The sequence below is a fragment of the Alishewanella sp. BS5-314 genome (assembly GCF_025377695.1).
Taxonomy (GTDB): Bacteria; Pseudomonadota; Gammaproteobacteria; order Enterobacterales; family Alteromonadaceae; genus Alishewanella; species Alishewanella aestuarii.
Genome location: NZ_JACEHJ010000002.1, coordinates 1,352,814 through 1,376,469 on the forward strand (window position 1 = coordinate 1,352,814; position 23,656 = coordinate 1,376,469).

At 51.7% G+C, this 23,656-nt stretch carries 19 protein-coding genes; 3 read left to right on the forward strand and 16 right to left on the reverse strand.

Annotated elements, in window-relative coordinates:
• Both H1D31_RS10730 and H1D31_RS10735 read left to right on the forward strand, forming a co-directional pair.
• Positions 1-3,249: a S41 family peptidase gene (locus tag H1D31_RS10730; RefSeq protein ID WP_261258451.1), complete on the forward strand. Its 3,249-nt coding sequence runs from the start codon at positions 1-3 to the stop codon at positions 3,247-3,249.
• Between the two features lie 130 nt (positions 3,250-3,379).
• The gene (locus H1D31_RS10735; RefSeq protein ID WP_261258454.1) at positions 3,380-3,937 is read left to right on the forward strand and encodes a TetR/AcrR family transcriptional regulator; all 558 of its coding nucleotides are present in this window, start codon (positions 3,380-3,382) and stop codon (positions 3,935-3,937) included.
• A gap of 10 nt (positions 3,938-3,947) precedes the next feature.
• On the opposite strand, the gene H1D31_RS10740 is transcribed toward H1D31_RS10735, so the two are convergent.
• From H1D31_RS10740 to H1D31_RS10765, 6 genes are all read right to left on the reverse strand, one after another.
• A complete protein-coding gene (locus tag H1D31_RS10740; RefSeq protein ID WP_008951659.1) occupies positions 3,948-4,820 on the reverse strand; it encodes a DMT family transporter in 873 nt (290 codons plus the stop codon).
• A gap of 203 nt (positions 4,821-5,023) precedes the next feature.
• A complete protein-coding gene (locus H1D31_RS10745) occupies positions 5,024-5,674 on the reverse strand; it encodes a hypothetical protein (RefSeq protein WP_261258458.1) in 651 nt (216 codons plus the stop codon).
• Complete coding sequence (locus tag H1D31_RS10750; RefSeq protein WP_261258461.1) at positions 5,671-6,420, reverse strand: hypothetical protein; 750 nt, start codon at positions 6,418-6,420, stop codon at positions 5,671-5,673. The genes H1D31_RS10745 and H1D31_RS10750 overlap by 4 nt, the downstream gene beginning before the upstream one ends.
• Before the next feature lie 18 nt (positions 6,421-6,438).
• Positions 6,439-7,023, reverse strand: a complete 585-nt coding sequence (locus H1D31_RS10755; RefSeq protein WP_261258463.1) for a hypothetical protein — start codon at positions 7,021-7,023, stop codon at positions 6,439-6,441.
• Between the two features lie 189 nt (positions 7,024-7,212).
• Positions 7,213-7,632: a hypothetical protein gene (locus tag H1D31_RS10760; protein ID WP_261258465.1), complete on the reverse strand. Its 420-nt coding sequence runs from the start codon at positions 7,630-7,632 to the stop codon at positions 7,213-7,215.
• A gap of 73 nt (positions 7,633-7,705) precedes the next feature.
• Positions 7,706-8,431 (reverse strand): SIMPL domain-containing protein, encoded by a 726-nt coding sequence (locus H1D31_RS10765; RefSeq protein ID WP_057785828.1) that lies wholly within the window; start codon positions 8,429-8,431, stop codon positions 7,706-7,708.
• A gap of 80 nt (positions 8,432-8,511) precedes the next feature.
• On the opposite strand from H1D31_RS10765, the gene H1D31_RS10770 reads away from it, so the two are divergent.
• Positions 8,512-10,389, forward strand: coding sequence for a M1 family metallopeptidase (locus tag H1D31_RS10770; protein ID WP_261258468.1), 1,878 nt, complete (start codon positions 8,512-8,514; stop codon positions 10,387-10,389).
• 10 nt (positions 10,390-10,399) lie between these two features.
• Here the strand turns inward: H1D31_RS10770 and chrA are convergent, their stop codons facing one another.
• From chrA to H1D31_RS10820, 10 genes are all read right to left on the reverse strand, one after another.
• The gene (gene chrA, locus H1D31_RS10775; protein WP_314732998.1) at positions 10,400-11,605 is read right to left on the reverse strand and encodes a chromate efflux transporter; all 1,206 of its coding nucleotides are present in this window, start codon (positions 11,603-11,605) and stop codon (positions 10,400-10,402) included.
• Positions 11,606-12,693: 1,088 nt separating this feature from the next.
• Positions 12,694-14,616: an alpha/beta hydrolase family protein gene (locus tag H1D31_RS10780; protein WP_261258471.1), complete on the reverse strand. Its 1,923-nt coding sequence runs from the start codon at positions 14,614-14,616 to the stop codon at positions 12,694-12,696.
• 80 nt (positions 14,617-14,696) lie between these two features.
• On the reverse strand, positions 14,697-15,920 hold the full coding sequence (gene arsJ / locus H1D31_RS10785; protein WP_261258473.1) for an organoarsenical effux MFS transporter ArsJ: 1,224 nt from the start codon (positions 15,918-15,920) through the stop codon (positions 14,697-14,699).
• 8 nt (positions 15,921-15,928) lie between these two features.
• Positions 15,929-16,933, reverse strand: coding sequence for an ArsJ-associated glyceraldehyde-3-phosphate dehydrogenase (locus H1D31_RS10790; protein ID WP_261258475.1), 1,005 nt, complete (start codon positions 16,931-16,933; stop codon positions 15,929-15,931).
• A 15-nt stretch (positions 16,934-16,948) separates the two neighbouring features.
• Positions 16,949-17,440 carry a protein phosphatase gene (locus H1D31_RS10795; RefSeq protein ID WP_261258477.1) on the reverse strand — a complete coding sequence of 164 codons (492 nt, stop codon included), beginning with the start codon at positions 17,438-17,440 and terminating at the stop codon, positions 16,949-16,951.
• A gap of 23 nt (positions 17,441-17,463) precedes the next feature.
• Complete coding sequence (gene arsB, locus H1D31_RS10800) at positions 17,464-18,480, reverse strand: ACR3 family arsenite efflux transporter (protein WP_261258479.1); 1,017 nt, start codon at positions 18,478-18,480, stop codon at positions 17,464-17,466.
• 22 nt (positions 18,481-18,502) lie between these two features.
• Positions 18,503-19,273: a metalloregulator ArsR/SmtB family transcription factor gene (locus H1D31_RS10805; protein WP_057787468.1), complete on the reverse strand. Its 771-nt coding sequence runs from the start codon at positions 19,271-19,273 to the stop codon at positions 18,503-18,505.
• Positions 19,274-19,374: 101 nt separating this feature from the next.
• Positions 19,375-20,223: a cation transporter gene (locus tag H1D31_RS10810; RefSeq protein WP_409976792.1), complete on the reverse strand. Its 849-nt coding sequence runs from the start codon at positions 20,221-20,223 to the stop codon at positions 19,375-19,377.
• Positions 20,224-20,341: 118 nt separating this feature from the next.
• Positions 20,342-21,394, reverse strand: a complete 1,053-nt coding sequence (locus H1D31_RS10815) for an aldo/keto reductase (RefSeq protein WP_261258485.1) — start codon at positions 21,392-21,394, stop codon at positions 20,342-20,344.
• Positions 21,395-22,371: 977 nt separating this feature from the next.
• Positions 22,372-23,514, reverse strand: coding sequence for a dienelactone hydrolase family protein (locus tag H1D31_RS10820; RefSeq protein ID WP_261258487.1), 1,143 nt, complete (start codon positions 23,512-23,514; stop codon positions 22,372-22,374).
• Between the last annotated feature and the right edge of the window lie 142 nt (positions 23,515-23,656).

The window sequence follows — 23,656 nt, forward strand, 5'->3', positions numbered from 1 at the left end:
ATGCACGCTCGATCCTATCTGGCGCTGTGCTGCACGCTTGCCCTGTGCGGTACCGCTATGGCCAGTGAAGGCAGCCGGCTATTACGCCAACCCGATATTTCAGCCAATCATCTGGTATTTGTTTACGGTGGCGACCTGTGGCTGGCGAACCGTGATGGCTCGTCACCACGGCAACTGACCAATCACCCGGCGGCAGAGTTTTCGCCCAAATTCTCACCTGACGGCAAGTGGATCGCATTTTCAGCCAGTTACGATAACAATACTGATGTCTATCTGATGCCGGTAAGCGGTGGTCCGGCACAGCGTCTAACCTGGCATCCCGGTGCCGATACCGTCAATGGCTGGAGCCCGGATGGTCGCAAGGTCTTGTTCGCCTCGAACCGCGAAGTGGCTAATAGCCGCAGCAATCAGCTGTATCAGGTCGCCGTAACCGGCGGCTATGAAGAAAAACTGATGCAGGCAGTCGCCTTCGAAGGCCAGCTGTCGGCCGATGGCAAAAAGCTGGCGTACCGCCCAAACAATATGGCGTATAGCGGCAGCAGTGGCTGGCGGCTACATCGTGGTGGCAGCACGCCACCGATCTGGATCCTCGATCTGGAACAAGCTCAGCTGGAAAAAGTCCCCCAGCCCAATGCCAATAATTTCAACCCGTTCTGGTTACAGGATGAGGTGTACTTCTTATCTGACCGCGATAACCAGGCTGTCAATTTATTCCGCTACCGTGGTCAGCAAGTGGAACAACTTACCCAATTGCGTGATAGGGATATCCGCTCAGCAGCTGGCTTTGACAACACCGTAGTCTATGAAGCCGGTGGCTATCTGTATCAGTTGGATCTGAGCAGCGGACAAAGCCAGCAGCTGGTAGTGCAACTGAATACCCAATCAGAGCAGCGCCGGCCACAATGGAAAGATGCCAGTAAAACCCTGACCTCCGCCCGTTTATCCGCCACCGGTCAACGTGTTTTACTTAGTGCCCGCGGTGATATTTTTACTGTGCCAGCCAAAGAAGGCTCCACCCGCAATCTGACGCAAAGCTCCGATATTCGCGAGTTTGATGCGCACTGGAGCCCGGATGGCACTAAGGTGGCGTATCTTTCTGATGCCGGTAATAAGCACCAACTGGTGATCGCCAGCCAGGATGGCAGTGGCCGGCCGCAACTGGTGGAGTTAGCGAATCCGGGCTATTACAATCTGCTCGCCTGGTCACCTGATGCTAACCTATTGGTATATCAGGATAATCATCTTAATTTATATGCCTATGATGTGAAACGTAAACGCGAGCTGAAACTGGATACCTCCTTGCGCCGCCAGGGCTTTAGCGTCAGCTTCTCACCGGATAGCCGTTATCTGGCCTATACGGTGGTGGGGGAAAATTATTTTAGCCAAATCAAAGTGTATGACTTTACGCTGCAGCGCAGCCAGCAGCTAACGGATGGTCTAAGCCATGCTACCAGCCCGGTATTTAGCCAGGATTATCTGTACTTCGCGGCCTCGGTAAATACCGGCCCGGCTCAGGTGGGGCTGGATCTGTCGACGCGGGAGCGGCCGGTACGCTCTGCACTATATGCTGCCGTGCTCGCTGCGAATGGTAAGTCGCCGTTGTTACCGCGAAGTGATGAAGAGAGCCCGAAAGCGACGGCAACGAAAACCGAGGCCGATGATAAGGCGGCGACCGTCAAGCCGGTGCAGCTGGACCTGATCGGCATTCAGGATCGGATTGTCGGCTTACCGGTTGCCGAGCGCAACTACAGCCGGCTCAGCGTCGCCAGTGATGGTGCCCTATTCTATCTGGAACTGCCACAAAGCGGTGCCAGTAATGAGCTACCGGGCAGCGACACTCGCAACAGCGCCAGCTTGTATCGCTTTGATTTTAAAGAGCGTAAACCGGCCCTGGTGCAGCAGGGGATCAGCGACTATCAGCTGAGCGGTGATGGCAAGAAGCTACTGTTGGTCAGTTTACCAAACCGCCTGCAACTGGCGGATGCAGTAGCCAAGCCTGAACCCAAGGCGCTGGATTTAAGTCAGGTGCGCAGCTTTATCGATCCGGCCGCCGAGTGGCAACAGATCTTTAATGATGCCTGGCGGATGCAGCTGGAATATTTCTACGATCCGGCACTGCATGGTATCAACTGGCAAGGGATTTACGATAAGTATCAACCAATGCTGGCGCACGTGCAGCGGCGCGAGGATCTGAACGAAGTGCTGGTTGAGATGATTGCCGAGCTGCAGGTTGGCCATAACCGGATTGGCGGTGGCGATATCTACCAGGCTGCCAGCACCGGCGTAGGCTTGCTGGGCGCCGATTTTGCAATTGATAATAATCGCTACCGCCTGAAAACCGTCTATCAGGGTGATCGCTGGAGCCCCTTCCTGCGCGCGCCGCTGGCGACGCCTGGCGCCAGTGCCAAGGCCGGCGATTACCTGCTGGCCATTAACGGTGTCGAGCTCACTGCTGCGCAAAATATCTATCAGTTGTTAGATAATACGGCCGGCAAGCAAGTTCGCCTGACACTGGCCGACGATGTGCGTGGCCGTAACAAACGCGATATTACTGTAGAGCCCGTGACCGATGAAAGTCAGCTAAGACTCTGGCATTGGGTAGAAAACAATCGTAAACGGGTTGAAGAAAAGACTCAGGGCCAGGTTGCCTATGTTTACCTGCCAAACACGGCCGATGGCGGTTTCTACTTCTTTAACCGGATGTTCTTTGCGCAAACCGAAAAGCCGGCGCTGATTATTGATGAGCGGAAAAATGGCGGCGGTCAGGCGGCGAACTATATCACCGAAATCCTGGCCCGGCCCTTCCTGGCTGGCTGGAAAGATCGGGCCGGCGCCGGCTTTACTACGCCGGGAGCCGGTATCTATGGCCCGAAAACCATGTTAATTGACCAGGATGCCGGCTCAGGCGGCGACTTCCTCCCCTGGGCCTTTAAACGGTTGGGATTGGGCAAAACCATAGGTACCCGTACCTGGGGGGGGCTGATTGGTATTTCGGCTAATCCAGCGATGATCGATGGCGGCTTCCATGTGGTACCCTTCTTCCGCTTCTATACGCCGGATGGCGAATGGCGGGTGGAAAATGAAGGGGTGGCGCCGGATATCGAGGTAGAGCTGGATCCGATAGCCGTCAACCGTGGCATCGATGTGCAGCTGGAGCGGGCGATTGAACATACGCTACAACAGCTAAAAGCCAACCCACCGCAGGACCACCGGCAGGCACCAGCCATGCCAACCAAGTTGGGGTTGTAAGCATTAGTGCTGCATACAAACACAGCACGCTCTAATAAAACGCCGGCACAGATTTCACGCTGTTGCCGGCGTTTTTTCGCCCGGCACCACTATACTTAACCGAGTATTTAAGCCGGAGCCAAAGCGACCAATGGAAGCCCCCACTAAAGCACAAATTCTCGACACCGCCTTACAGCTGGCTGCGGCCAGCAGTTGGGAACAATTGCGGCTATGCGATATCGCCTCAGCTCTCAACTGTCCGCTCAGTGCACTCTATCAACAGATCAGCACCAAAGATCAGCTGGCCGACGCCTGGTTTGACCGTGCCGATCAACAGATGCTAAGCCACAGCTATCAGGAGCACTCAGCAAGCGAGCGCTTATATCTGGCCATTAGCAGTTGGCTTAATGCCCTGGCCCCTTATCAACAGCAAACCGGGCAAATGTTGCTGTATAAGCTGGAACCGGGTCATTTTCATCTGCAAGCAGCAGCGCTGCTTAGGATCAGCGCGACGGTGCAGTGGCTACGCGAGGCGGCAGCTCTAGGTGCCAGTGGCCTGACGCGAATTGGTCAGGAACTGGCACTCAGCGCACTTTTTGTCGGAGTTTTTGTGTATTGGTTAAATGACCGTTCAGACGGTCAACAGCAAACACTGCAGCTGCTACAACGAAAACTGAGTGCCGGCGATAAGCTGGGCTTGTGGCGCTGATGTTGGCAAGCTAATGACCGCGCCTTTGTTGCCACAGCAGATACAAACCACAGAGCATAATCACAGTGGCACCAAGCAAAACACTGCGCCCCGGATACAGTTGCCATAACGCAATATCAAAGCCAATGCCCCAAAGCAGGGCTGTATACTCAAAGGGCGCGACTATTGCCGCCGGCGCAATACGAAAGGCTTCGGTAATAGTAATTTGCCCCAGAAAGCCACAGACACCAATCAGCAGATAGACCGGCCATAGCTGCGCTTGTAACGGCTGCCAGTTCGGCAAAGCCAGCGCTGTGGCGCCCAGAGTTAAAAAGGTCATCAGCCAGAACACCATATTGGCAGCACTGTCTGAGCGCGCCAAAACCCGCACCGAAATTGCCGACACGGCGTAGCAACAGGCCGCCAACAGTGCCGCTAAAGCACCTAAACTTAGCCACTGCCCGGCATCCGGTTTTAACATATAGCACACCGCCGCCAGGCCAATCACTAACACCAGATACTGCCGCGGTGCCACATACTCTTTCAGCCACCAGGCCGACAGCAGGGTAATAATAAAGGGCGCGGCAAAGAAAATGGCATAAGCATCGGCCAGTGCCAGCGTTTGCAAGCTAAACACAAAGGCCCAAAGCATAGTAATACCGAGCGCTGCGCGCAGCAGATGCAGCGACCAACGGGTTTGCAAGATCTGCTTAATGGCACCACTGCTACATAACCAAATGACTACCAGCGGCCAAGCTAAGGCACCACGCAGTGCGGTGATTTGCATCGGGCTATGATAAGCAGTCAAGGCTTTCATACCGGCATCCATCGCCGAAAAAAACGCCACTGCCAGCAGCATAGCGATAATGCCGCGCAGCGGACGATCAATCAGGGGTTGCGACATTAAACGGGACCTTTAGCAAGCACAGCAGCAGGATAGTAGGGCGAAGATTATACCAACTTGCTAAGGCAACTGCATCAGCGCTTATCGACGCGTTACACCGTTCGACTCCGGTATGCTTGTCGTACCGGAGTCGCGAACTGGGGTGTCAATAATGACACCTCTTTCGAGGCTGAACTGTGCCACGACGCTGTTACAGCAAGCCGTTACTGGAGGTATGGTTGCAATACTCGTTTTAGGATTAGCTCGTATCTATTGTGATTACCCAGCGGAGCAGGTTGGATATCAAGCCCTTGTATCTCAGTAAGTGGTTGTTGTTCACTACCAATGTAACGAAGCTCCAACGAAACAGCTGTTGCGTAACGAACAGAACTATTCGTATTTACGACTTTTTGTTGCGTATTGTTCCAACGAGCTACCCCATCGTGAACTTTAACAGACTGTTGTTTAAGGTTGACATAAATAATATCTGTAACCTCAGGCATTTCCGCCGCGACATAGGTTTTAACGAGCTCAAGCCCTGCCATCAACCCCGCTTGATTCAACTTTCCTGAACTTGGATCAAACACTCCACCATGCTCTTTCACTGCCTGATCAAACCGCTTTTGAGCTTCAATGCTGCGTTGCAACAAAAGCTTATCATCAACAAGGGTAGAAAGATTTGCCTCAACGGCAAATCGATAGTTGACCAACTCAGATTGCATGGTTTGCGGTAACCAAAGCCATATAACCTGATTACCAGCACGTTTCTGAAGAGGGAGGCTATTATCAATCGGCGTCGGTCGTTCTGGCAATGTTGGTAGCTGACAACCGGCAAGTATTAAAAACGCTAGAAGTACGCTAAAAAAGCGACTCATTTTCCCTTACCTTTTTGGTTGTCGATCTGCAATAACGCTCTTTCTAATGCGATATTTATATGCTGATGGTTTTGCAATACGGTATTGACATCTTTATAGACAACATCTTTGTTATTGTTAAATTGAGCAAGTAATTCTATGCCACCAGCACCGAAACTGATCGTTTTACCATACTCATTCTCGAACTGAACGAATACTGATAGGCCTGGTAAGGTACCATTGGTTTGCACAAAGAAAGCACCTAAGACCTTTCCTGCGCCCACTCCATCTGATAACGCAGATTCTTCCTGTCCATCCCAAGTCGCAACATACATCTTAGTAAAGTCATTAGAAAAACGAGCCGTTCTGACACTAAAACCATAATAAACAAAGGCATCGATGTTAAGCTCGGCCTTGGCTTGTTGCAGAGCTTGCTGCCATATTTCGTTACTACGAACTTCATCACGTTGACCGGTGACCGGATCAAACAAATTAGTCTCCGCTTTGCGCAACTGAGTATGTATCTCATAAAAACGCTCAGCAGGAACAAATTGAAAGCCCTTTGCTTCCAGCTCTGCTTTTAGCTTAGGCTCGATAATTGTCTTAAGAATGTCATCATGCATCTCAAGCCCCTTTTCCATCCTGGGGTTGAACGCCATAATCCGAGGATAATTACTTTGTAACTCTTTTGTGTTTAGGTAACTAACTTTTGTCGACTGACATGCACTAAGTAATATTAACGCTAGAAATACCCATATTTTTTTCATTTTTATTCCCTGTAAGAGTTAGTTAAAACCTATAGTTAAGTTTCCAATGACGTTGAAACCAATATCAACAAACATTAAACCACCATTAACGGGTCGGTGAGTGTAAGGGGTTGTTTCTGTTAACTTCGATGGATCCGCATGAACCACAACGAAATAAGTATCTTCAGGCAACGTCAAACGGATTCGGTAGAAGGGTGCCCGGGTTACGTGCGGCGTGATTGATAATCCTCGACGCCAGTCCTCTAAAGAACGCAAGGTTGTTATGATCTGCTTGTCTTTATTCAATACTGTCACTAAAGGATATATCAGATCGGCATTAGTAATTAAAAAGCCGTTTAGCCAGCTGGTAATTTCTATAAAACGACTGTCAACAGGTTTTTCTAAAGCGATAAAATAGCTTTTACCTTGACGAAAGTCGAAAACAGACGCTTTAGCTAGGTCATACTCAATAAAATGAAGCATTTCGCCTTTCTTGAAAGGCAGTTCAGAGATACTTTGACAACAGCTGTTGGTTTGCTGAAGCTTCGCATTAGCTTTTCTGGAATTTACGCTGGCGCAATTGGTCAACACAAGTATAAGAAGAAAAACAGTAAAAAAACGCATAAAATGTTAACTTCGATCGTTAAAAGCACAAATGATATTCCGACGTTATTACTTAAGCAATACATTGTTAACCTCGGAACTTAACTTCTAATAATTGAAAAATAGCGTCAGGCTTGATATCGCAGGTGACGACTCCGGTACGGCAAGCATACCGGAGTCGGGATAAAGTGTTATTAGGGTAGTTAAACGTCAGGAACAGCGCTGAAATGAAGAGTCATTTACCGCGAAGCCTCGCTCGGCCAGCCAGTTAAATGCTTGTTGTTGGTCAGCATATACGCGGCGTTCAAAGGTCAGGGTTTTCTCAATAATCATCTTGTCCAGTTGGTAGCGCTTTACGCTGTGCGGACAATACACCTGAGCAGTCAGCACCAGGCCATTATGCAAACACCAGGTCACCAGTTCCTGCACTATCGGCTCAATATCGGGCGTACCCAACTGCCAGTCATCCAGATACACGATATGCGCCCAAGGCTGACCGGTAAGCCTGGTAGCGGCAGCCTTAAAAGCCCGGCTATAATCCTCAGCCGCAAAACGATCCCAGCAGCCACGGATACAAGCCAGAACCACCCTGTTTTCAACCCAAATCTGAAACGCTTTTGCTTCGACCATTAATAGTCCCCTACTTGCCTGCTTAAAGCATAGCAGCTGAGGATCGTACTGCTTAGCGCTAACTTGATATGGCTTAAGGATTGAGCTTATAAATTACATTCACGCTTTTTTGCAGCGTAATCTGTTTCGGCGCTAACAAGGCCCCGGCCATGCCACTGTCGGCACTCATTTTCTCCATCCGGCCATAACTTACCTGGCCACCGCCAAAGCCAAAATCACCGGCCAGATTACCGAAACCGGCGTTCTCGGTAATGGCAAACACGGTGCTAAGCTTAACGCCTTGCGCCGCGGCTAAGCGGTTGGCACGGGCACGGGCATCCGCGCCGGCTTTTTCACTTAGCGTTAATTCAAATTCCTCGCGTTTGCTGTGATCAAAGCTGCTGTGAATAGAAAAAATCTGTGGCTGGGTAAACAGATAATCCATCACCGTCACATACTGCTCCAAATTGGTCAGTGTCAGGGTGATAGGCTGGCTGGCTTCATAACCGGTGATGGTTCTGTCCTGATAGTCTTTATACAGCGCTTCTTTATTGATCTGCGCCGCATCCAGTGCTTTCTCAGTTAAGCCTTGCGCTTGCAAAAACTTCAGCAAACTTTCGCCTTGCTGATACACAGCCCGGGTAGCCTGTTCAGCAGTTGCCCCCGTCTGGCGCAAGACAAAGCGGATCTGAGCTTTGTCGGGGGCCACTTCCAACGTCGCCTGACCGGTAACATTGATAAACGGGAAATCAGGTAATGGACTTGCCGTGACGCTGGCAGCAGCAACTAACAGACTAAAAGCGGTGGTTAATCTCAGCATGATGGTTCTTCCCTTTACATAAGTGCGACTATTACATACCTTGTTGACTGTACTTTAGCTGAATAAGAATAAGGTTTGCTATGTTACTGCGTTTTTCTGCGCTATCTTCTGTACTCTCTGCTGCACGCGCTTCCGCGCTGTGCGCACTGCTGCTCGGCGCGGGTCTGACTCAGGCCGCTGATGATGCCTATACCTACGCCAATTTACAGGATGTGAAAGTCAGCCATCTCTATCTGGATTTGGCGGTCGATTTTGAACAAAAAGCCCTGACCGGTTTTGCCGATTTGACGTTAACCTGGCAAAATCAGAGCGCCAATACCGTTTATCTGGATACCCGGGACTTAATCATCAAACAGGTGTATGCCCGCCGCGCTGATGGTCAGTGGCGTAAAGTGCCCTTTAGTCTGGCTGCCGCTGAGCCGGTGCTGGGTAGTAAGCTGACGATAGAGCCGGGCTTTCAGGCCGATACGCTACGTATTCACTATCAATCGCAACCGCAGGCCTCAGGCTTGCAATGGCTGAGCAAAGAACAAACCGCGGCGAAAACGCAACCCTTTATGTTTAGCCAGAATCAGGCGATTCATGCCAGAAGCTGGATCCCGATTCAGGATACGCCCGCGGTGCGCCTGACTTATAGTGCCCGCATTCAAACTGACAAAGACCTGCTGGCGGTAATGAGTGCACCAACCGCCCCCGGCGCAGTGCGCAGTGGCGATTACCGCTTTACTATGCCGCAGGCGATCCCGCCCTATTTGCTGGCCATCGCCGTCGGTGATCTCGAATTTAAAGCTATGAGTGCGCAAACCGGCGTTTATGCCGAAGCTTATATTCTGGAGGCCGCCGCCAAAGAGTTCGCCAGCACGCAACAGATGATTGATGTGACTGAACAGCTGTACGGTGACTATCGCTGGGGCCGTTATGATTTACTGATCTTACCGCCCAGCTTTCCGTTTGGCGGCATGGAAAACCCGGTGCTGTCTTTTATTACACCGACCGTGGTTGCTGGCGATGGCAGCTTGGTCAATCTGATTGCCCACGAGCTGGCGCATTCCTGGTCCGGCAATCTGGTCACCAACGCGACCTGGCAGGACTTGTGGTTAAACGAGGGCTTTACCTCTTATGTCGAAAACCGCATTATGGAGCAGGTGTTTGGCACAGACCGCGCCATCATGGAGCAGGCCCTGGCGGTGCAGGATCTAAAGCAAGAATTGGCCAGTCTGGATCCGGACGATAGCCGGCTCTACCTCGATCTGAAGGGCCGCGATCCGGATGATGCTTTTAGTGGCGTGCCCTATACCAAGGGGCAACTGTTTCTGATGTTTCTGGAAAGCCGCTTTGGCCGTGAGGTCTTTGATCCTTTCGTTAGAAAATACTTCGATGACCATGCCTTTCAAAGTATCACCACGGCCGCCTTTGAGGCTTACTTAACAGCGAATTTGCTGGATAAGCATCCCGGCAAAGTCAGTGCCGCCGAAGTGCAGGAATGGATCCATGGCCGGGGTTTACCGGCGACAGCCCCCAACCCGCAATCAGATGCCTTTGTCAGGGTACAACAACATAGCAATGCCTGGTTATCAGGTTTACGCACCCTGGATGAGCTGCCAACGACAGACTGGACAGTGCATGAGTGGCTATATTTTATCAATAACCTGCCGCTGAGCATTAGCCCCGGCCAGTTACAGCAGCTGGATAATGGCTTTAACCTGACGCAATCGACCAATAGCGAAATTGCCCACGCCTGGTTTCTGTTAGCCCTAAAAACCGGCTATCGCGAAGTGCTACCGGCATTAGAGCGCTATCTGATTAGCATCGGGCGGCGCAAACTGATCCTGCCATTGTACCGCGAGCTGGCCAAAACGCCGGATGGTTTGGCCTTTGCCCGTAAGGTCTATCAACAGGCGCGGCCAGGTTATCACCCACTGGCGCAGGGTAGTGTCGATGAGATTCTAAAGCAATAACTAGAGGGCTCTACAGCACCCTTACCATGCCAATCAAGGCGCCAGCCAGCACCAGTAACCAGGCTGGCAGGCGCCAGAATTGCAGCGCAATAAAACCCAGCAGTGCCAGCGCAAAATCAGTGGCTCCGAACACACTACTTTGCCAGATTGGCTGATATAAGGCTGACAGCAAAATGCCGGTGACACTGGCCCCTACGCCGGCCATTAAGCGACTGACGTTACTAGAAGCGCGCAGTGTTTGCCAGTACGGCAGCACCGCCGCCAATACCAGAAAAGACGGCAAAAAGATGGCCAGCAGCGCCACTACCCCACCCCAAACACCGCTTAGTTCACCATTACTGGCGGCACCTAAAAAAGCGGCAAAGGTAAACAAAGGGCCGGGTACAGCCTGCGCTGCCGCATAGCCGGCAATAAAGTTATCAGCACTGACCAGATCTGTTGGCACCACTTCGGCCTGTAACAGTGGCAACACCACATGCCCCCCGCCAAACACCAGCGCACCGGCACGGTAGAAAATATCGAACATAGTGACAACAGCACCGGGATAGAGCTGCGCCACGAGCGGTAAACCGAATAACAAGACCAGAAATAACAGACCGTAAGCCTTGGCTGCCGTACTCGACACACTAAGAGGTAAGGCAGAGGCCGCAGCGGCTGCTTCCTGCTTTAACAGAAAATAACCGAGCAGTGCACCAAGCAGGATCACCACAGGTTGCAACCAGATAACCGGAAATAACAGCAACAACACCGCACTTAGCGCCATAATGCTGACTTTTGGCACCGTACTACATAAACTTTTTGCCATCCCCCAAACCGCATGAGCGACCACAGCAACCGCCACCAGCTTTAAGCCCTGCAAGGCACCCTGCAACAGCGGGCTTTGTAAAATCGCCAAACTGAGGCTAAACGCAATCAAAACCCCAGCCGATGGCAGCGTAAAACCGAGCCAGGCAGCCAGCGCACCGCGATAGCGACCACGTAATAGCCCAAGCGCTAAACCAACCTGGCTACTGGCCGGGCCGGGTAAGAACTGGCATAACGCCACCAGTTCAGCATAGTCGCGTTCAGTCAGCCATTTACGTTTTTCAACAAATTCGGTACGAAAATAACCAAGATGCGCTACCGGCCCGCCGAAGGAGGTTAGGCCCAGTACCAGGAAAATCCGGAAGATGCTCCAGAAGTTATTTGTCGATGTCTCAGTCATGTTTTTAATCATTATTCCTTGCTAAATTCTGCTCGCTCGCAGATGTCATTTAAGCCCTTAGCCACTCTATTTTAAACGCTACCGTTACACATAGTTACGCAGATTCAAACCCGTTGCATCCGGCGGCAAGCACACCGTACAACTTTGACGGGACACGCTGTGAATACATCCCTGTACGGTTACAAACTTCATCCTGAAGTTTGCCCTACGGGCCAGCTAAAGCTGTTCAAATTTGCTCCCGGCAAATTTGTGTCATTTTTCATCCCTGAAAAATACATTCCCTTACAAAGTGCACGGAATGCTTACCGCCTAGTCTTGTGCAGGTGACGCTCTGAGATATTATTCGCGACGCCTCACCGATATTAGTTAAGCCCTTAGTTGCGGTAGAATTTTCGTAACAGCAGCAGGGATGCTGCGGAGGCTGAAAGGGCACAGGGATGTGATCCTTGAAGCCGGTGGAGAAAATTACTACCCAGCTAAGGGCGTTGAGCTGGTCTGGACGCTGTAGAGTCTAAGGTAGTGCATCCGGCGGTAATCATTCCGTACAACTTTGACGGGACACGCTGTGAATACATCCCTGTACGGTTACAAACTTCATCCTGAAGTTTGCCCTACGGGCCAGCTAAAGCTGTTCAAATTTGCTCCCGGCAAATTTGTGTCATTTTTCATCCCTGAAAAATACATTCCCTTACAAAGTGCACGGAATGCTTACCACCTCGTCTTCTATCTGCTGTTCTCTATGATATTTTTCGTGATGCCTACCAGATACTATTTAAGCCCTTAGCTGCGGTAGAATTTTCGTAACAGCAGCAGGGATGCTGCAGAGGCTGAAAGGGCACAGGGATGTGATCCTTGAAGCCGGTGGAGAAAATTACTACCCTGCTAAGGGCGTTGCCCCATTCTAGCCGCTACTTTTACCCAAAATTACGCAGGTTCCAACCCGTGGCTTGCCGCCGGATGCGGCGCTCCTTGCCACTGCAGCTTCTAACTTATCACCATATCATACGCTGTAATTATGGCAGCAACATTACTTCAATCATCCGTCACCAACAAAAACGCCGCAGTAATTCGCTGCGGCGCTTTAATCAAACAACACCCCGTTACTTCAGATGCGTTTGCAGGAAACTTAAATACGCCTCCTGCGCTTTAATCCGGTTAGCTTTTACCGCAAACCCATGGCCTTCGTCCGGGAACAACACATACTCCACCGGCACATTATTAGCACGGATCGCCGCCACCATCTCATCGCTCTCAACCTGTAACACCCGCGGGTCGTTAGCGCCCTGCACGACCAATACCGGGGCTTTAATATTACCGGCATGAAACAGCGGCGAAATACGGCGTAAACGTTCACCATCAACGGCCGGATCGCCCAGCTCATCGTACAGCGACTGACGGAAACTCTCCCACCATGGTGGAATGCTCTCCAGCGTCCGAACCCAGTTGGTAACACCGAAGATATTAATACCGGCATCAAACTCATCGGTAAAGGCCAGTGCCGCCATCGTCAGGTAGCCACCATAGCTACCACCCATCACCACAATCTTGTCGCCATCAATCCAATCCAGGCTTTGCAGGTACTTTTTACCATAGACGATGTCTTGTAAGTCATCTTCACCATGCCGTTTATCATCAAGATGGTAGAAAGTTTTACCGTAACCGGACGAACCCCGGTTATTGACACCAAACACCGCATAACCATGATTGACCAGATGCTGCATCATCGCACTGTAGCCCTGGCGGGTTTGCCCGCCCGGACCACCGTGGATCCAGATAATACCGGGGACTTTGTTGCTGCTACTGGCCTGCTTAGGTTTATACAGTAAGCCGGGAATTTCCAGGCCATCGAAACTTTTAAAGCGCTCGATCGAGCTTTGCACTAGGTGCGTGGCATCCATACCCGCAGCCAGGGTTTGGGTTAGCTGGGCCACGCTATCGGTGCCCAGACGCCAGACAAATAAGTTTGACGGTGAGGTATCTGAGTTCACATAAAACACCATGGTGTTTTCATCGGCCGAGAAACTGACACCGCGTAAATCGCCGGCTGGATAAGCCGGCATTTGTAGTTTTTGCCCGTTGCTCAGATCGGTAATGGTTAACTCAGTACGGGCATCGGCATTCACCCCCACCACCTGATAACGGCCTGATTTCGAGAAATACAGGAAAGAAACATCCCAATCGGCGGCGATATAGGCACTGTGTTCAGCCGTCGCCAGATCATAACGCCAGGCTTGATTAAATTCGCCATGACCATTGGTACTGTAAATCAGGGCCTTATTATCAACGGTAAAGGTATAAGCCCCATGTTGGATATTGCCATCGGTAGGCGTAATCAACTTAGGTTCTGCTTTATCGGCCTGTAAATCGACCAAAAACAGATCGGAGTCAGAGTTAGAGTTAGTGCGGCTAAGCGCCAGATAGCGGCCATTCGGGCTTACCGCTTCTAAATTAAAACCGGTATTGTTTTCAAACAACATGCTACGGCTGTAGTCCACACTGCTGTATTGATACAAATCGAAAAAGCGGTTATCCCGCTCGTTGGTCATAATAAAGAAATGCACATCGTCCTGATGCCAGCCCACCATCTGCGCCTTGAGCTTCTCGCCCGGTGTTAAATCTTTACTGCTGCCATCTGGTAGTTGCACATAAACGTGGTTTAACTCATTGCCACCCTGATCGGCGGTATATAAAAAGCGATCATCCTTAGGAAACCAGCTGATACCGTTATAGGCATCGCTGGTTGACTGGGTTAATTGCGTTGGGGCGCTGCCATCCACCGGATAACGGTAAACATTAAAAATACCACTGGCATCGCTGGTTACCAGCACCGCACTACCGTCATGACTTAGCGAAGAGCCATAGAGAGTGGTGGTATTAAAAAAGGTTTCGGCTGAATACTGCGGCACCGTCTGACTTACCGCTGCCTGAGGTGTCGGAGTAGCAGTTTGCTGCTCTGCCGGTGGCGAGCAGGCCACTAATAAAGCGGCGCAAGATAACGCTAAAATTGAAGCAGACCAACGCATATCACTCTCCTCTTGCTGTTTTTAGTTCCAGTCCGCTTCAGTCTAGTGTAAAAAAACAACAAAAGAAAAAATTAATCTGCTCACCCCTTTACCTGTGTCGATGTCTGACAGCGCCGTAACGCCCAGGTACAAAGCACAGCACCAAGCAACAGTAACCCTGAGATCCACAAACACGCCAATAAACCATAGGCCTGAAACGCCCAGCCGGATAATAAAGTGCCGACTAAGCGCCCGGCCGCGTTTGCCATATAATAAAAGCCGACATCCAGCGAGACACCGTCACGATTGGCACTGGCGACAATTAAATAGCTGTGCAAACTGGAATTAATGGCAAATACCGCACCATACAGCAGCAAGCCGAGCAGCAGCGCCCACAGCGGCTCGCCGCTAAATAGCATCGCCAGGCCGATCAGCCAGGGTAAGGCTGCCAGCACCAACGCCCATTGCAGAGCTGTACCCGCCGCCGGTGGCGCTTTTTTACTGCTGCGGGTAAGTGCAGGCGTAAGGGCTTGCACTATGCCATAACCAATTACCCAGCAGGCTAAAAAGGCCCCGACCGCACTCTGTGACCAACCGGCGCTGCTGGCAAGATAAATGGGCAGTGCTATGACAAACCAGACATCGCGCGAGGCAAACAAACAAAACCGCGCCGCCGCTAGCCAGTTTAAACTGGCACTTTTTGACAGCAACTCGGTAAATTTGGGTTTGAAACTTTTTTTCCCAAGATCCTTTTTCAGCAGCAACAAACTAAGGATCCACACCAGCAGCAGCGTAGCCGCCATCGCGGCCATTGCGCCCTGAAACCCTAGCAACGCCAGCAATAGACCACCGAGGAAAAAACCGACGCCCTTTAGCGCATTTTTGGAACCGGTTAATACCGCCACCCACTTATACAGCGCCCCTTGCGCCTCATCCGGTAACAACAGCTTGATGGCGCTTTTCGCACTCATTTTATTCAGATCTTTGGCAATACCTGAGATCGCTTGCGCCACCATGACCCACAGTACCGTTAGCATATCCGCAGGCACTAACAACATACTGAGCGCAATAATTTGCAGAAACAAACCGATATTCATGGTCTTGTTTAAGCCGAGCCGGGCGCCGAGCCAACCGCCAGTGAGGTTAGTCACAATCCCGAAAAACTCGTAAAACAAGAATAACGAGGCAATCGCCAGCGGCGAGTAACCCAGCTGATAAAAATGCAGCACAATCAGCATGCGCAGCGCACCGTCGGTCAGCGTGAAGGCCCAGTAATTACCGGTGACAACCAGATATTGTTTAACGTCGCTGCGCATATTCATCATATCGTCATTTAGTCTGCCAAACCGACTAATTTCGCCAGTTCGACCGTACGATTGGCATAGCCCCATTCGTTGTCGTACCAGGCATAAATTTTGACCTGAGTGCCATTGACCACCATAGTCGATAAGGCATCGATAACACTGGAGCGTGGGTCGGTTTTATAATCCACCGACACCAGCGGCCGGCTTTCATAACCCAAAATTCCTGCCAGCTCACCTTCAGCTGCAGCCTTGAGCATGGCATTCACTTCCTCGGCGGTAGTGGCGCGCTCGACTTCAAACACGCAATCCGTTAACGAGGCATTAGCCAGTGGCACCCGCACCGCATGGCCATTTAAGCGGCCCTTTAACTCCGGGAAGATCTCGGTAATAGCGGTCGCTGAGCCGGTGGTGGTCGGAATTAAACTGGCACCACAGGCGCGTGCCCGGCGTAAGTCTTTATGGGGCGTATCTAAAATCGATTGCGTATTGGTTAAATCATGAATCGTGGTAATAGAGCCATGCTTAATCCCCAGTTGTTCGTGGATCACCTTAACCACCGGCGCTAAACAGTTAGTGGTACAACTGGCTGCAGTAACAATGCGATGTTCGGCGGCATTAAATAACTGCTGATTCACGCCCATCACCACATTCAGCACTCCGGCTTCTTTTACCGGTGCACTTACCACCACCCGCTTTACGCCCTGCTCCAGATAAGCTTGTAGCGCGGCTTTGGTTTTCATCTTACCCGAAGCTTCAATCACCAGATCACAACCAGACCAGTCAGTATCGGCAATGGCTTTATTGCCGCTGACCTGAATGGTTTTGCCATTAATAAGTATGGTATCGTCAGCCGCCTCAGCTTGATGCTGCCAGCGGCCATGGACTGAGTCAAAGTTCAGTAAATGGGCAAAGGTTGCGGCATCGGCCGCCGGATCATTGATCTGTACAAACTCGAACTCTGGCCAATCAAAGGCCGCACGCAGGGCCAGACGGCCAATCCGGCCAAAGCCGTTAATGCCAACTTTAATCGTCATCAGTAAATCCTTCTGTCAGGCGCCAGCTAGCGCGTTAAAATAATCAATATGTGGCGGCAGGCTTAGCGCATGCGGCCGGATCTGCTTAATACTGCTCAGGATCTGTGCTTTAGCGACACCACGTTCGGCTAGCAGTTGTGCTGCCGCCAGCGAAGTGCGACCTGAGCCGCCTTTGCAATGAATCGCCACGCTCTGCTGCTGGCTAAGTAACTGCTGTATGGCGGGGCCGGCACTTTGCCAGGCCTGCTGAAAGGCTTCACCCGGCGCACAGTCATCTTCTATCGGGCAATGAAACCAGGTTAAGCCAGCTGCTGCGCATTGCTCAGCCAGATCCGTGACCTGAAGCGCCGCCAGCTCAGTTGCCGGTGTTAGCGTTAACACGGCTTTGGCACCCTCAGCTTTAAGTGTCGCTAACGCCTCAGCCACAGAGGTGCCCTTGGTACCGGGGCAAGGGGTAAAAATAAAGTTCACATCATTAACCTGTAGCACATCATAAGGGTGAGACATAAATCGCTCCAAAAGGCTGAGTGTCAGCTTGTTTTAAACCAGTGCCGGGTACGATTGGCAAACCATACCAACGATAGCATCACCGGCACCTCTACCAGGACGCCAACCACGGTCGCCAGCGCAGCTGCCGAGTGCAAACCAAAGAGAGCAATGGCTACTGCAACCGCCAGTTCAAAGAAATTACTGGCGCCAATCATGCTGGCCGGTGCCGCGACTTGATGCGGTAACCGCAATTTACAGCCGGCAAAGTAGGTTAAGGCAAAAATCGCATAGGTTTGGATCAACAGCGGTATCGCAATCAGGCCAATCGCCAGGGGTTGCCGGATAATGGTCTCTGCCTGTAGTGCGAATAACAGCAACACGGTGGCAACCAGGCCAGCAATGGAAAAGGGTTTAATTCCGGCAAGAAAGGCAGCCAGTCTGGCAGGCTCTTTCGCCAGCAGCTGGCGGGTTAATACACCTGCGATCAGCGGTAAGACAACATACAGCAATACTGATATCACTAACGTTTGCCAGGGCACAAAAATCTCCGTTACACCCAGCAACAGCGCCGTTAAAGGCGCAAAGGCAAAGATCAGAATCAGGTCATTTACCGATACCTGGACCAGCGTGTAGTTGGCGTCGCCTTTAGTTAATTGACTCCAGACGAACACCATAGCGGTACAGGGCGCTACCCCAAGTAGAATCATACCGGCGATATATTCAGTAGCGGTTTGCGGGTCAACCCAGCCGGCAAACAGTACTTTAAAAAATAACCAGCCAAGCAGCGCCATCGTAAAGGGTTTGATCAGCCAGTTGACCACCAGCGTCAGCACTATTCCCGCTGGTTTTTTGCCGACGTCTTTAATGGCACTAAAATCAATCTGCACCATCATTGGATAAATCATGATCCAGATAAAGACGGCGATCACCAGATTGACATGAGCAAACTCCAGCGCGGCAACTTGCTGAAATACGGCAGGTACCGCCAGACCACCCAGCACGCCGGCGAGCATCGCCAGTGCCACCCAAAGGGTTAAATAGCGTTCAAAAATGCCCAAAAGATCACTCCAGATTGCGTTATTAACTACAGCAAAGCTGTTCACGTACCGGCCGTTCGCCCATCGCGTTCAGGTTAGCTAATAGCGGCTGGATGCTACTGGCGCTGGCAGTGGCAAATTGCTTAATGCTTTCGCTGGCCCACAACGGTAAATCTTCGGCCAGGCGATAATACACCCACTGCCCTTGCCGGCGGTCTTGTAACAAGCCCGCTTTGCGGAGCATTGCTAAATGCCGGGATATTTTTGGCTGCGTTTCGACAAGGGCTGCCGTCAGCTCACAGACACACAGCTCCTGCTCCGCCTGGATCAGTAGTACGGTATTAAGACGGGTGTCGTCAGACAGTAATTTGCACAGATTTAGTGCGGTGAGTGGCTCGTGCTGATGTTGTTTGTCATACAGCAGCACAAACATACTCAGCCGTTCAGCCAGTTCATGCAAGGTCGTTTCAAAGGCTTTGAGAGTACCCTGTTGTTTGGGATCGCTAAAATCCCAGGCCAGCAGATGTTTGGCTGAAATATCATGGGCACACTCAGCAGCGGTTTTGCTGCACAGTACGATGGCATAATCGAAATGCTGCTGCCGGTGCGCGCTCAGGGGCTTGGAAAACAAACCTTCGGTGCTAATGCCATGCGAGTTTAATACTGCCAATGCCCGGCTATCGGCGGTGCCCGGGTGGCTACCGGCGCTATAAACTTCAAAACGATCGGCATATTTATGTCGGGCTATCGCTTCCGCCATAATGGAGCGCGCCGAATTTTCGGTGCAGATAAAAAGGATTTTCGCTAACGCCATGCTGAACCCATGTACGTAAAAACACATATACACTGCATTGTATATATGTTTTATCACATATCAAGTCATGGCGCTAAACTTCATAAAACTGTCATAAAACGCTAGCGTCTTAACGCCAATATCCGTTTGGCGCCCAACAACACGATAGCGCCAACAACAGCCCCTACCAGCAAATCCGGATAAGCCGAGCCGGTCCATGCGACTAACAACGCGCCCAGAATCACTCCAAAGTTAATCAATACATCGTTAGCCGAAAAGATCCAGCTGGCTTTCATATGAACGCCACCCTGCCGATGTTTAGCCAGTAACACCAAGCAACTAACGTTTGCGACTAACGCCAGACTGGCCATGCCCAGCATCAGCGTTGACTGCGGCTCACTGCCATATAGTGCTCTGCGTACAACCTCGGCTAACACGCCAAGCGCCAGAATCGCCTGTAACCAGCCTGCCACTTTGGCAGCCCGAAGCTGTAACTGTAATCCTTTGCCGACGGCGAATAAGGCCAGCAAATAAACCGCTGCATCAGCAAACATGTCTAATGAGTCGGCGAGCAGCGCCATTGACTGCGCGACTATGCCAACAGCAAACTCCAGCACGAACATCATCGCGTTGATTGCCAGCAACCAATAAAGTGTACGTCTTTCAGCTGCCGGATCAGCGGTAAAGCTTTGGCGATCAGCTACGGATGCGGCACGTGAGACGGAAAGCTGTGCTCCCAACCCCAAACTTTGCAGCTTTTTGGTGATCATCGTTGCATCGCCCTGATGCAAGATCGCCAGCTGACGCTGTGCCAGATCAAACTCGAGTTGCATAATCCCATCCAGGTCCTGCAATGCCAGACGGATTAATCGCTCTTCCGATGGACAATCCATTTTCGGAATATGATAAAGGCTGTGCCACTGAGCATCGTAGCTGGCGGCTTTAGTAACAGGCTCTTGCTCAGGCTGCACTTTTGCACAACAAGCTGATTGCTGGCAATCCGATTGATTCTCTCTGGTCACGGTAATACCTCAACTGCTGCACATTAGCTGTTACTGTAACACCTGCCCCCCAGCCATTGTAAAGTGGCTAAAACGGCAGTGAGTGCTGGCGCAGAAAATCGGTTACGCCAGCCAGTAGCTCTTGACTTAATGTCAGCTCAAAGGCGGCCAGATTTTCTGCTAACTGGCTGGTACTGGTGGCGCCGATAATGGTCGAACTGACACCATCAACCTGATTCACCCAGGCCAGCGCCAATTGCGCCGCGCTTAGCTGATGGGCGGCAGCCAGTTCACAAAAAGCACGGATCGCCGCATTTGACTCTGGTGTGTCGCGAAATAAACCATTGCGCTGCACCAGGGTCCAGCGGCTGGCAGCCGGTCGTTGCCCGTCCAGATACTTACCGGTTAGGGCACCACCTGCCAGCGGTGACCAGGGTAAATAGGCGATATTCTCGTGCTGGCATTGCTCAATTAGATAGGGCCAGTCTTTGGTATGCAGCGGGCCAAACTCGTTTTGAATCGAGACCATCCGCGGTAGGTTATGCTGTGCGCTGAGCTTTAGGTACTGGCTAATCCCCCAGGGCGTTTCATTCGACAGGCCGCAATAGCGGATCTTGCCAGCCTGCACTAGCTTGCCAAGCGTCTCCAGAATCGCCAGCATCTCTGCTTGCTGCGCTATGCTATCCGTTTCACTAAAGCGTACCTGATTCACGGCATGCCGGCCAAAGTGCGGCGAACGGCGATTTGGCCAGTGTAGCTGGTATACATCGATATAGTCTGTCTGTAACCGCTTAAGCGAGCCGTCGACCGCGGCGACCAGACTTTGCGGGCTAATATCGCTCCCGTCGCGAATATGTGCCAGGCCGTTGCCGGCGATCTTGGTAGCAAGCACTAACTGCTCTCGTTTGGCGCTATTACGGCTTAACCAGTTGCCAATAATCTGCTCGGTGGCGCCATAGGTTTCTGGCCGCGGTGGGATCGCATACATTTCTGCAGTGTCGATAAAATTCACGCCGGCATCCAGTGCCAGCGCCAGTTGCGCATCGGCATCTGCCTGGGTGTTTTGCTGCCCCCAGGTCATGGTACCCAGACAAACCCGTGACACCCGCAGGCCGCTGCTGCCTAAAGTGGTGTATTGCATATGTTGCTCTGTATTCAGGGAAATAAGCGGACTATACCAGATCGCAGGGGGTTTAGATCAGTAGTGCTCTTGCTGATGCCCCACCGATGTTATTTAAGCCCTTAGCTGCGGTAGAATTTTCGCAACAGCAGCAGGGATGCTGCGGAGGCTGAAAGGGCACAGGGATGTGATCCTTGAAGCCGGTGGAGAAAATTACTACCCTGCTAAGGGCGCTGCTCCGTTCTAAAAGCTACTGTTATCGAAAGTTACGCAGGTTCCAACCTGGTGCATCCGTCGGCTAAACGCGCCGTACAACTTTCCTGGGGCACGCCGTGAACCCATCCATAGGGGGTTATAAACTTCATCCTGAAGTTTACCCTGCGGGCCAGCGCAAGCGCTGTTCAAATTCGTTCCCGACGAATTTGTCTCTTTCGCATCCATGCGAAAGACGTCCCCGGTCAAAGTGTACTATGCATTTACCGCCTCGTTCACAACCGTGCCGCCAAAAGCATATTTTCGTGATACCTAACCGATATTTGTTAAGCCCTTGGCTGCGGTAGAATTTTCGTAACAGCAGCAGGGATGCTGCGGAGGCTGAAAGGGCACAGGGATGTGATCCCAGAGCACCATCCCGTGTAATGAGCGACACCAGCGAATCTAAAAAACGCGCAGGTAAGGCAAGTTTTCGAAGATTTAGTGGGCCTAAATCGAGAAAGCTTAACGCAGTATGCGCGTTTTTTAGGTTCGCCCATAAGGGAATACCAGAAAAAGCCTCACTCTTCGTTCTGATTGCTCGAAAGAGCACCCTATTCCTTCGCAATCACGCCTTGATTGAGGCTCTTTCTGGTATTCTGGTGCTCACTTATTACACGGGATGGTGCTCTACAGCCGGTGGAGAAAATTACTACCCTGCTAAGGGCGTTGCGCTAGTCTGGACGCTGAAGATTAGAGATACAAGCATCCGGCGGCTAAACGCGCCGGATGCTCCGATGACAACGCTAATGATTATCTGCAGCAGCAGGCTTAGCAAACACCTCCTCCAGCCAACGCCATACCCGCTGCTGCTGCGCTGCCGTAAACTGATGCCCCTGCTCCGGCCAAAGCTCAGTCACCAGCTTTTCGCCGGCGCCATGCGCCTGCCAGATTTGTCGCATCGTGGCAAAAGCTTGCTCAGTGCCGGCCGCTGGCATCAGACGATCTTTAGCACCACTGATAAACAATGCCGGTTTAGGTGCGGCTATGCCCGCCATATGCGGATAATCCAGTTTCGCTGCCAACCCGGGATGTAACATCCAGAACGCCGTTTGGCCGCGTAATTGATTATTGCCCGGCGTCATAGCAGTATCACTGGTGGTCATCCAGCTAATGGTCGCTGTGGCTTTGATATCATCCGTCAGCGCCGCCAACTGCCAGGCCCGAAACCCGCCCATTGAAAAACCCAATGCAGCAATGCGAGTGTTATCGACCTGCGGCAGCTGGGCAAGAAAGGCTGCCAAGCGCAAGTCTTCATAAGCCGCCAAACCGGCCAGCGAGCGCCCGAGCTGAAAGAAATTCGCGGCCAGTGCCTGCTGCGCATCGGCATTTAAAGGTCCCCGTTCACCAAAACCAAAGGAGTCCGCTGCCAGCACCAGATACCCCTGAGCCGCTAACTCATCACCGATAAAACGGCCATCGTAATAACGTTTAGTCCAGGCCTCCGCCTTGGCGAGATTCGGATCCCTGGCAAAGGGTTTGATCAGCTTGGCTTTACCAATTAAAAAATAAGCGCCGTGATCATGCAGCAGCAGTACCGCCGGGAAAGGCCCCTCACCCGCCGGGCGCAGCACCGAAACGGTAACCCGGTTTTCTGGCGTCAGATTAAGCTGCCAGCGCTCGGCCTGATAGCCATCGCGCTGCTCAACCATCAGTTGTTCAGCCGCAAAATCCAGTGGCTGCTCGGGCCACAACAGTGCGTCGCGCAGCAGTTGCCGTGCCTCAGTGCGCCACTGCTGAATTGGCTTAGCGCTATCCGGGCGCCAGGCAGCACTAAACTGTTGCTCTGCTTTCAGCTGCTGATAAAAACCCGGTAACTGCTGCGCCAGAATCTGTGCCGAAAGCGGCGCCGCAAAAGCTAATGCCAGCATGCTTAGCAATACTCTCAATTTGTACTCTCCAAAACAGATGGCCAAAACAGATCGCCATAACAGGTCGCCATACCAGTTCTCGATGCCAGGACTTGCCGGCCGTTGCTGGTTACAGACTAAGTGATTTTCCGCGACAGGGAAATTCCAGATACGAACAAAA

Excerpts from the sequence above, each read along its gene's own strand:
- H1D31_RS10745 (WP_261258458.1), bottom strand. The coding sequence starts at position 5,674 with ATGAGTCGCTTTTTTAGCGTACTTCTAGCGTTTTTAATACTTGCCGGT.
- H1D31_RS10760 (WP_261258465.1), bottom strand. The coding sequence starts at position 7,632 with ATGGTCGAAGCAAAAGCGTTTCAGATTTGGGTTGAAAACAGGGTGGTT.
- H1D31_RS10755 (WP_261258463.1), bottom strand. The coding sequence starts at position 7,023 with ATGCGTTTTTTTACTGTTTTTCTTCTTATACTTGTGTTGACCAATTGC.
- H1D31_RS10790 (WP_261258475.1), bottom strand. The coding sequence starts at position 16,933 with ATGACGATTAAAGTTGGCATTAACGGCTTTGGCCGGATTGGCCGTCTG.
- H1D31_RS10795 (WP_261258477.1), bottom strand. The coding sequence starts at position 17,440 with ATGTCTCACCCTTATGATGTGCTACAGGTTAATGATGTGAACTTTATT.
- arsJ (WP_261258473.1), bottom strand. The coding sequence starts at position 15,920 with ATGATGAATATGCGCAGCGACGTTAAACAATATCTGGTTGTCACCGGT.
- H1D31_RS10780 (WP_261258471.1), bottom strand. The coding sequence starts at position 14,616 with ATGCGTTGGTCTGCTTCAATTTTAGCGTTATCTTGCGCCGCTTTATTA.
- H1D31_RS10750 (WP_261258461.1), bottom strand. The coding sequence starts at position 6,420 with ATGAAAAAAATATGGGTATTTCTAGCGTTAATATTACTTAGTGCATGT.
- H1D31_RS10765 (WP_057785828.1), bottom strand. The coding sequence starts at position 8,431 with ATGCTGAGATTAACCACCGCTTTTAGTCTGTTAGTTGCTGCTGCCAGC.
- H1D31_RS10815 (WP_261258485.1), bottom strand. The coding sequence starts at position 21,394 with ATGCAATACACCACTTTAGGCAGCAGCGGCCTGCGGGTGTCACGGGTT.
- chrA (WP_314732998.1), bottom strand. The coding sequence starts at position 11,605 with ATGATTAAAAACATGACTGAGACATCGACAAATAACTTCTGGAGCATC.
- H1D31_RS10735 (WP_261258454.1), top strand. The coding sequence starts at position 3,380 with ATGGAAGCCCCCACTAAAGCACAAATTCTCGACACCGCCTTACAGCTG.
- H1D31_RS10730 (WP_261258451.1), top strand. The coding sequence starts at position 1 with ATGCACGCTCGATCCTATCTGGCGCTGTGCTGCACGCTTGCCCTGTGC.
- H1D31_RS10770 (WP_261258468.1), top strand. The coding sequence starts at position 8,512 with ATGTTACTGCGTTTTTCTGCGCTATCTTCTGTACTCTCTGCTGCACGC.
- H1D31_RS10805 (WP_057787468.1), bottom strand. The coding sequence starts at position 19,273 with ATGGCGTTAGCGAAAATCCTTTTTATCTGCACCGAAAATTCGGCGCGC.
- H1D31_RS10740 (WP_008951659.1), bottom strand. The coding sequence starts at position 4,820 with ATGTCGCAACCCCTGATTGATCGTCCGCTGCGCGGCATTATCGCTATG.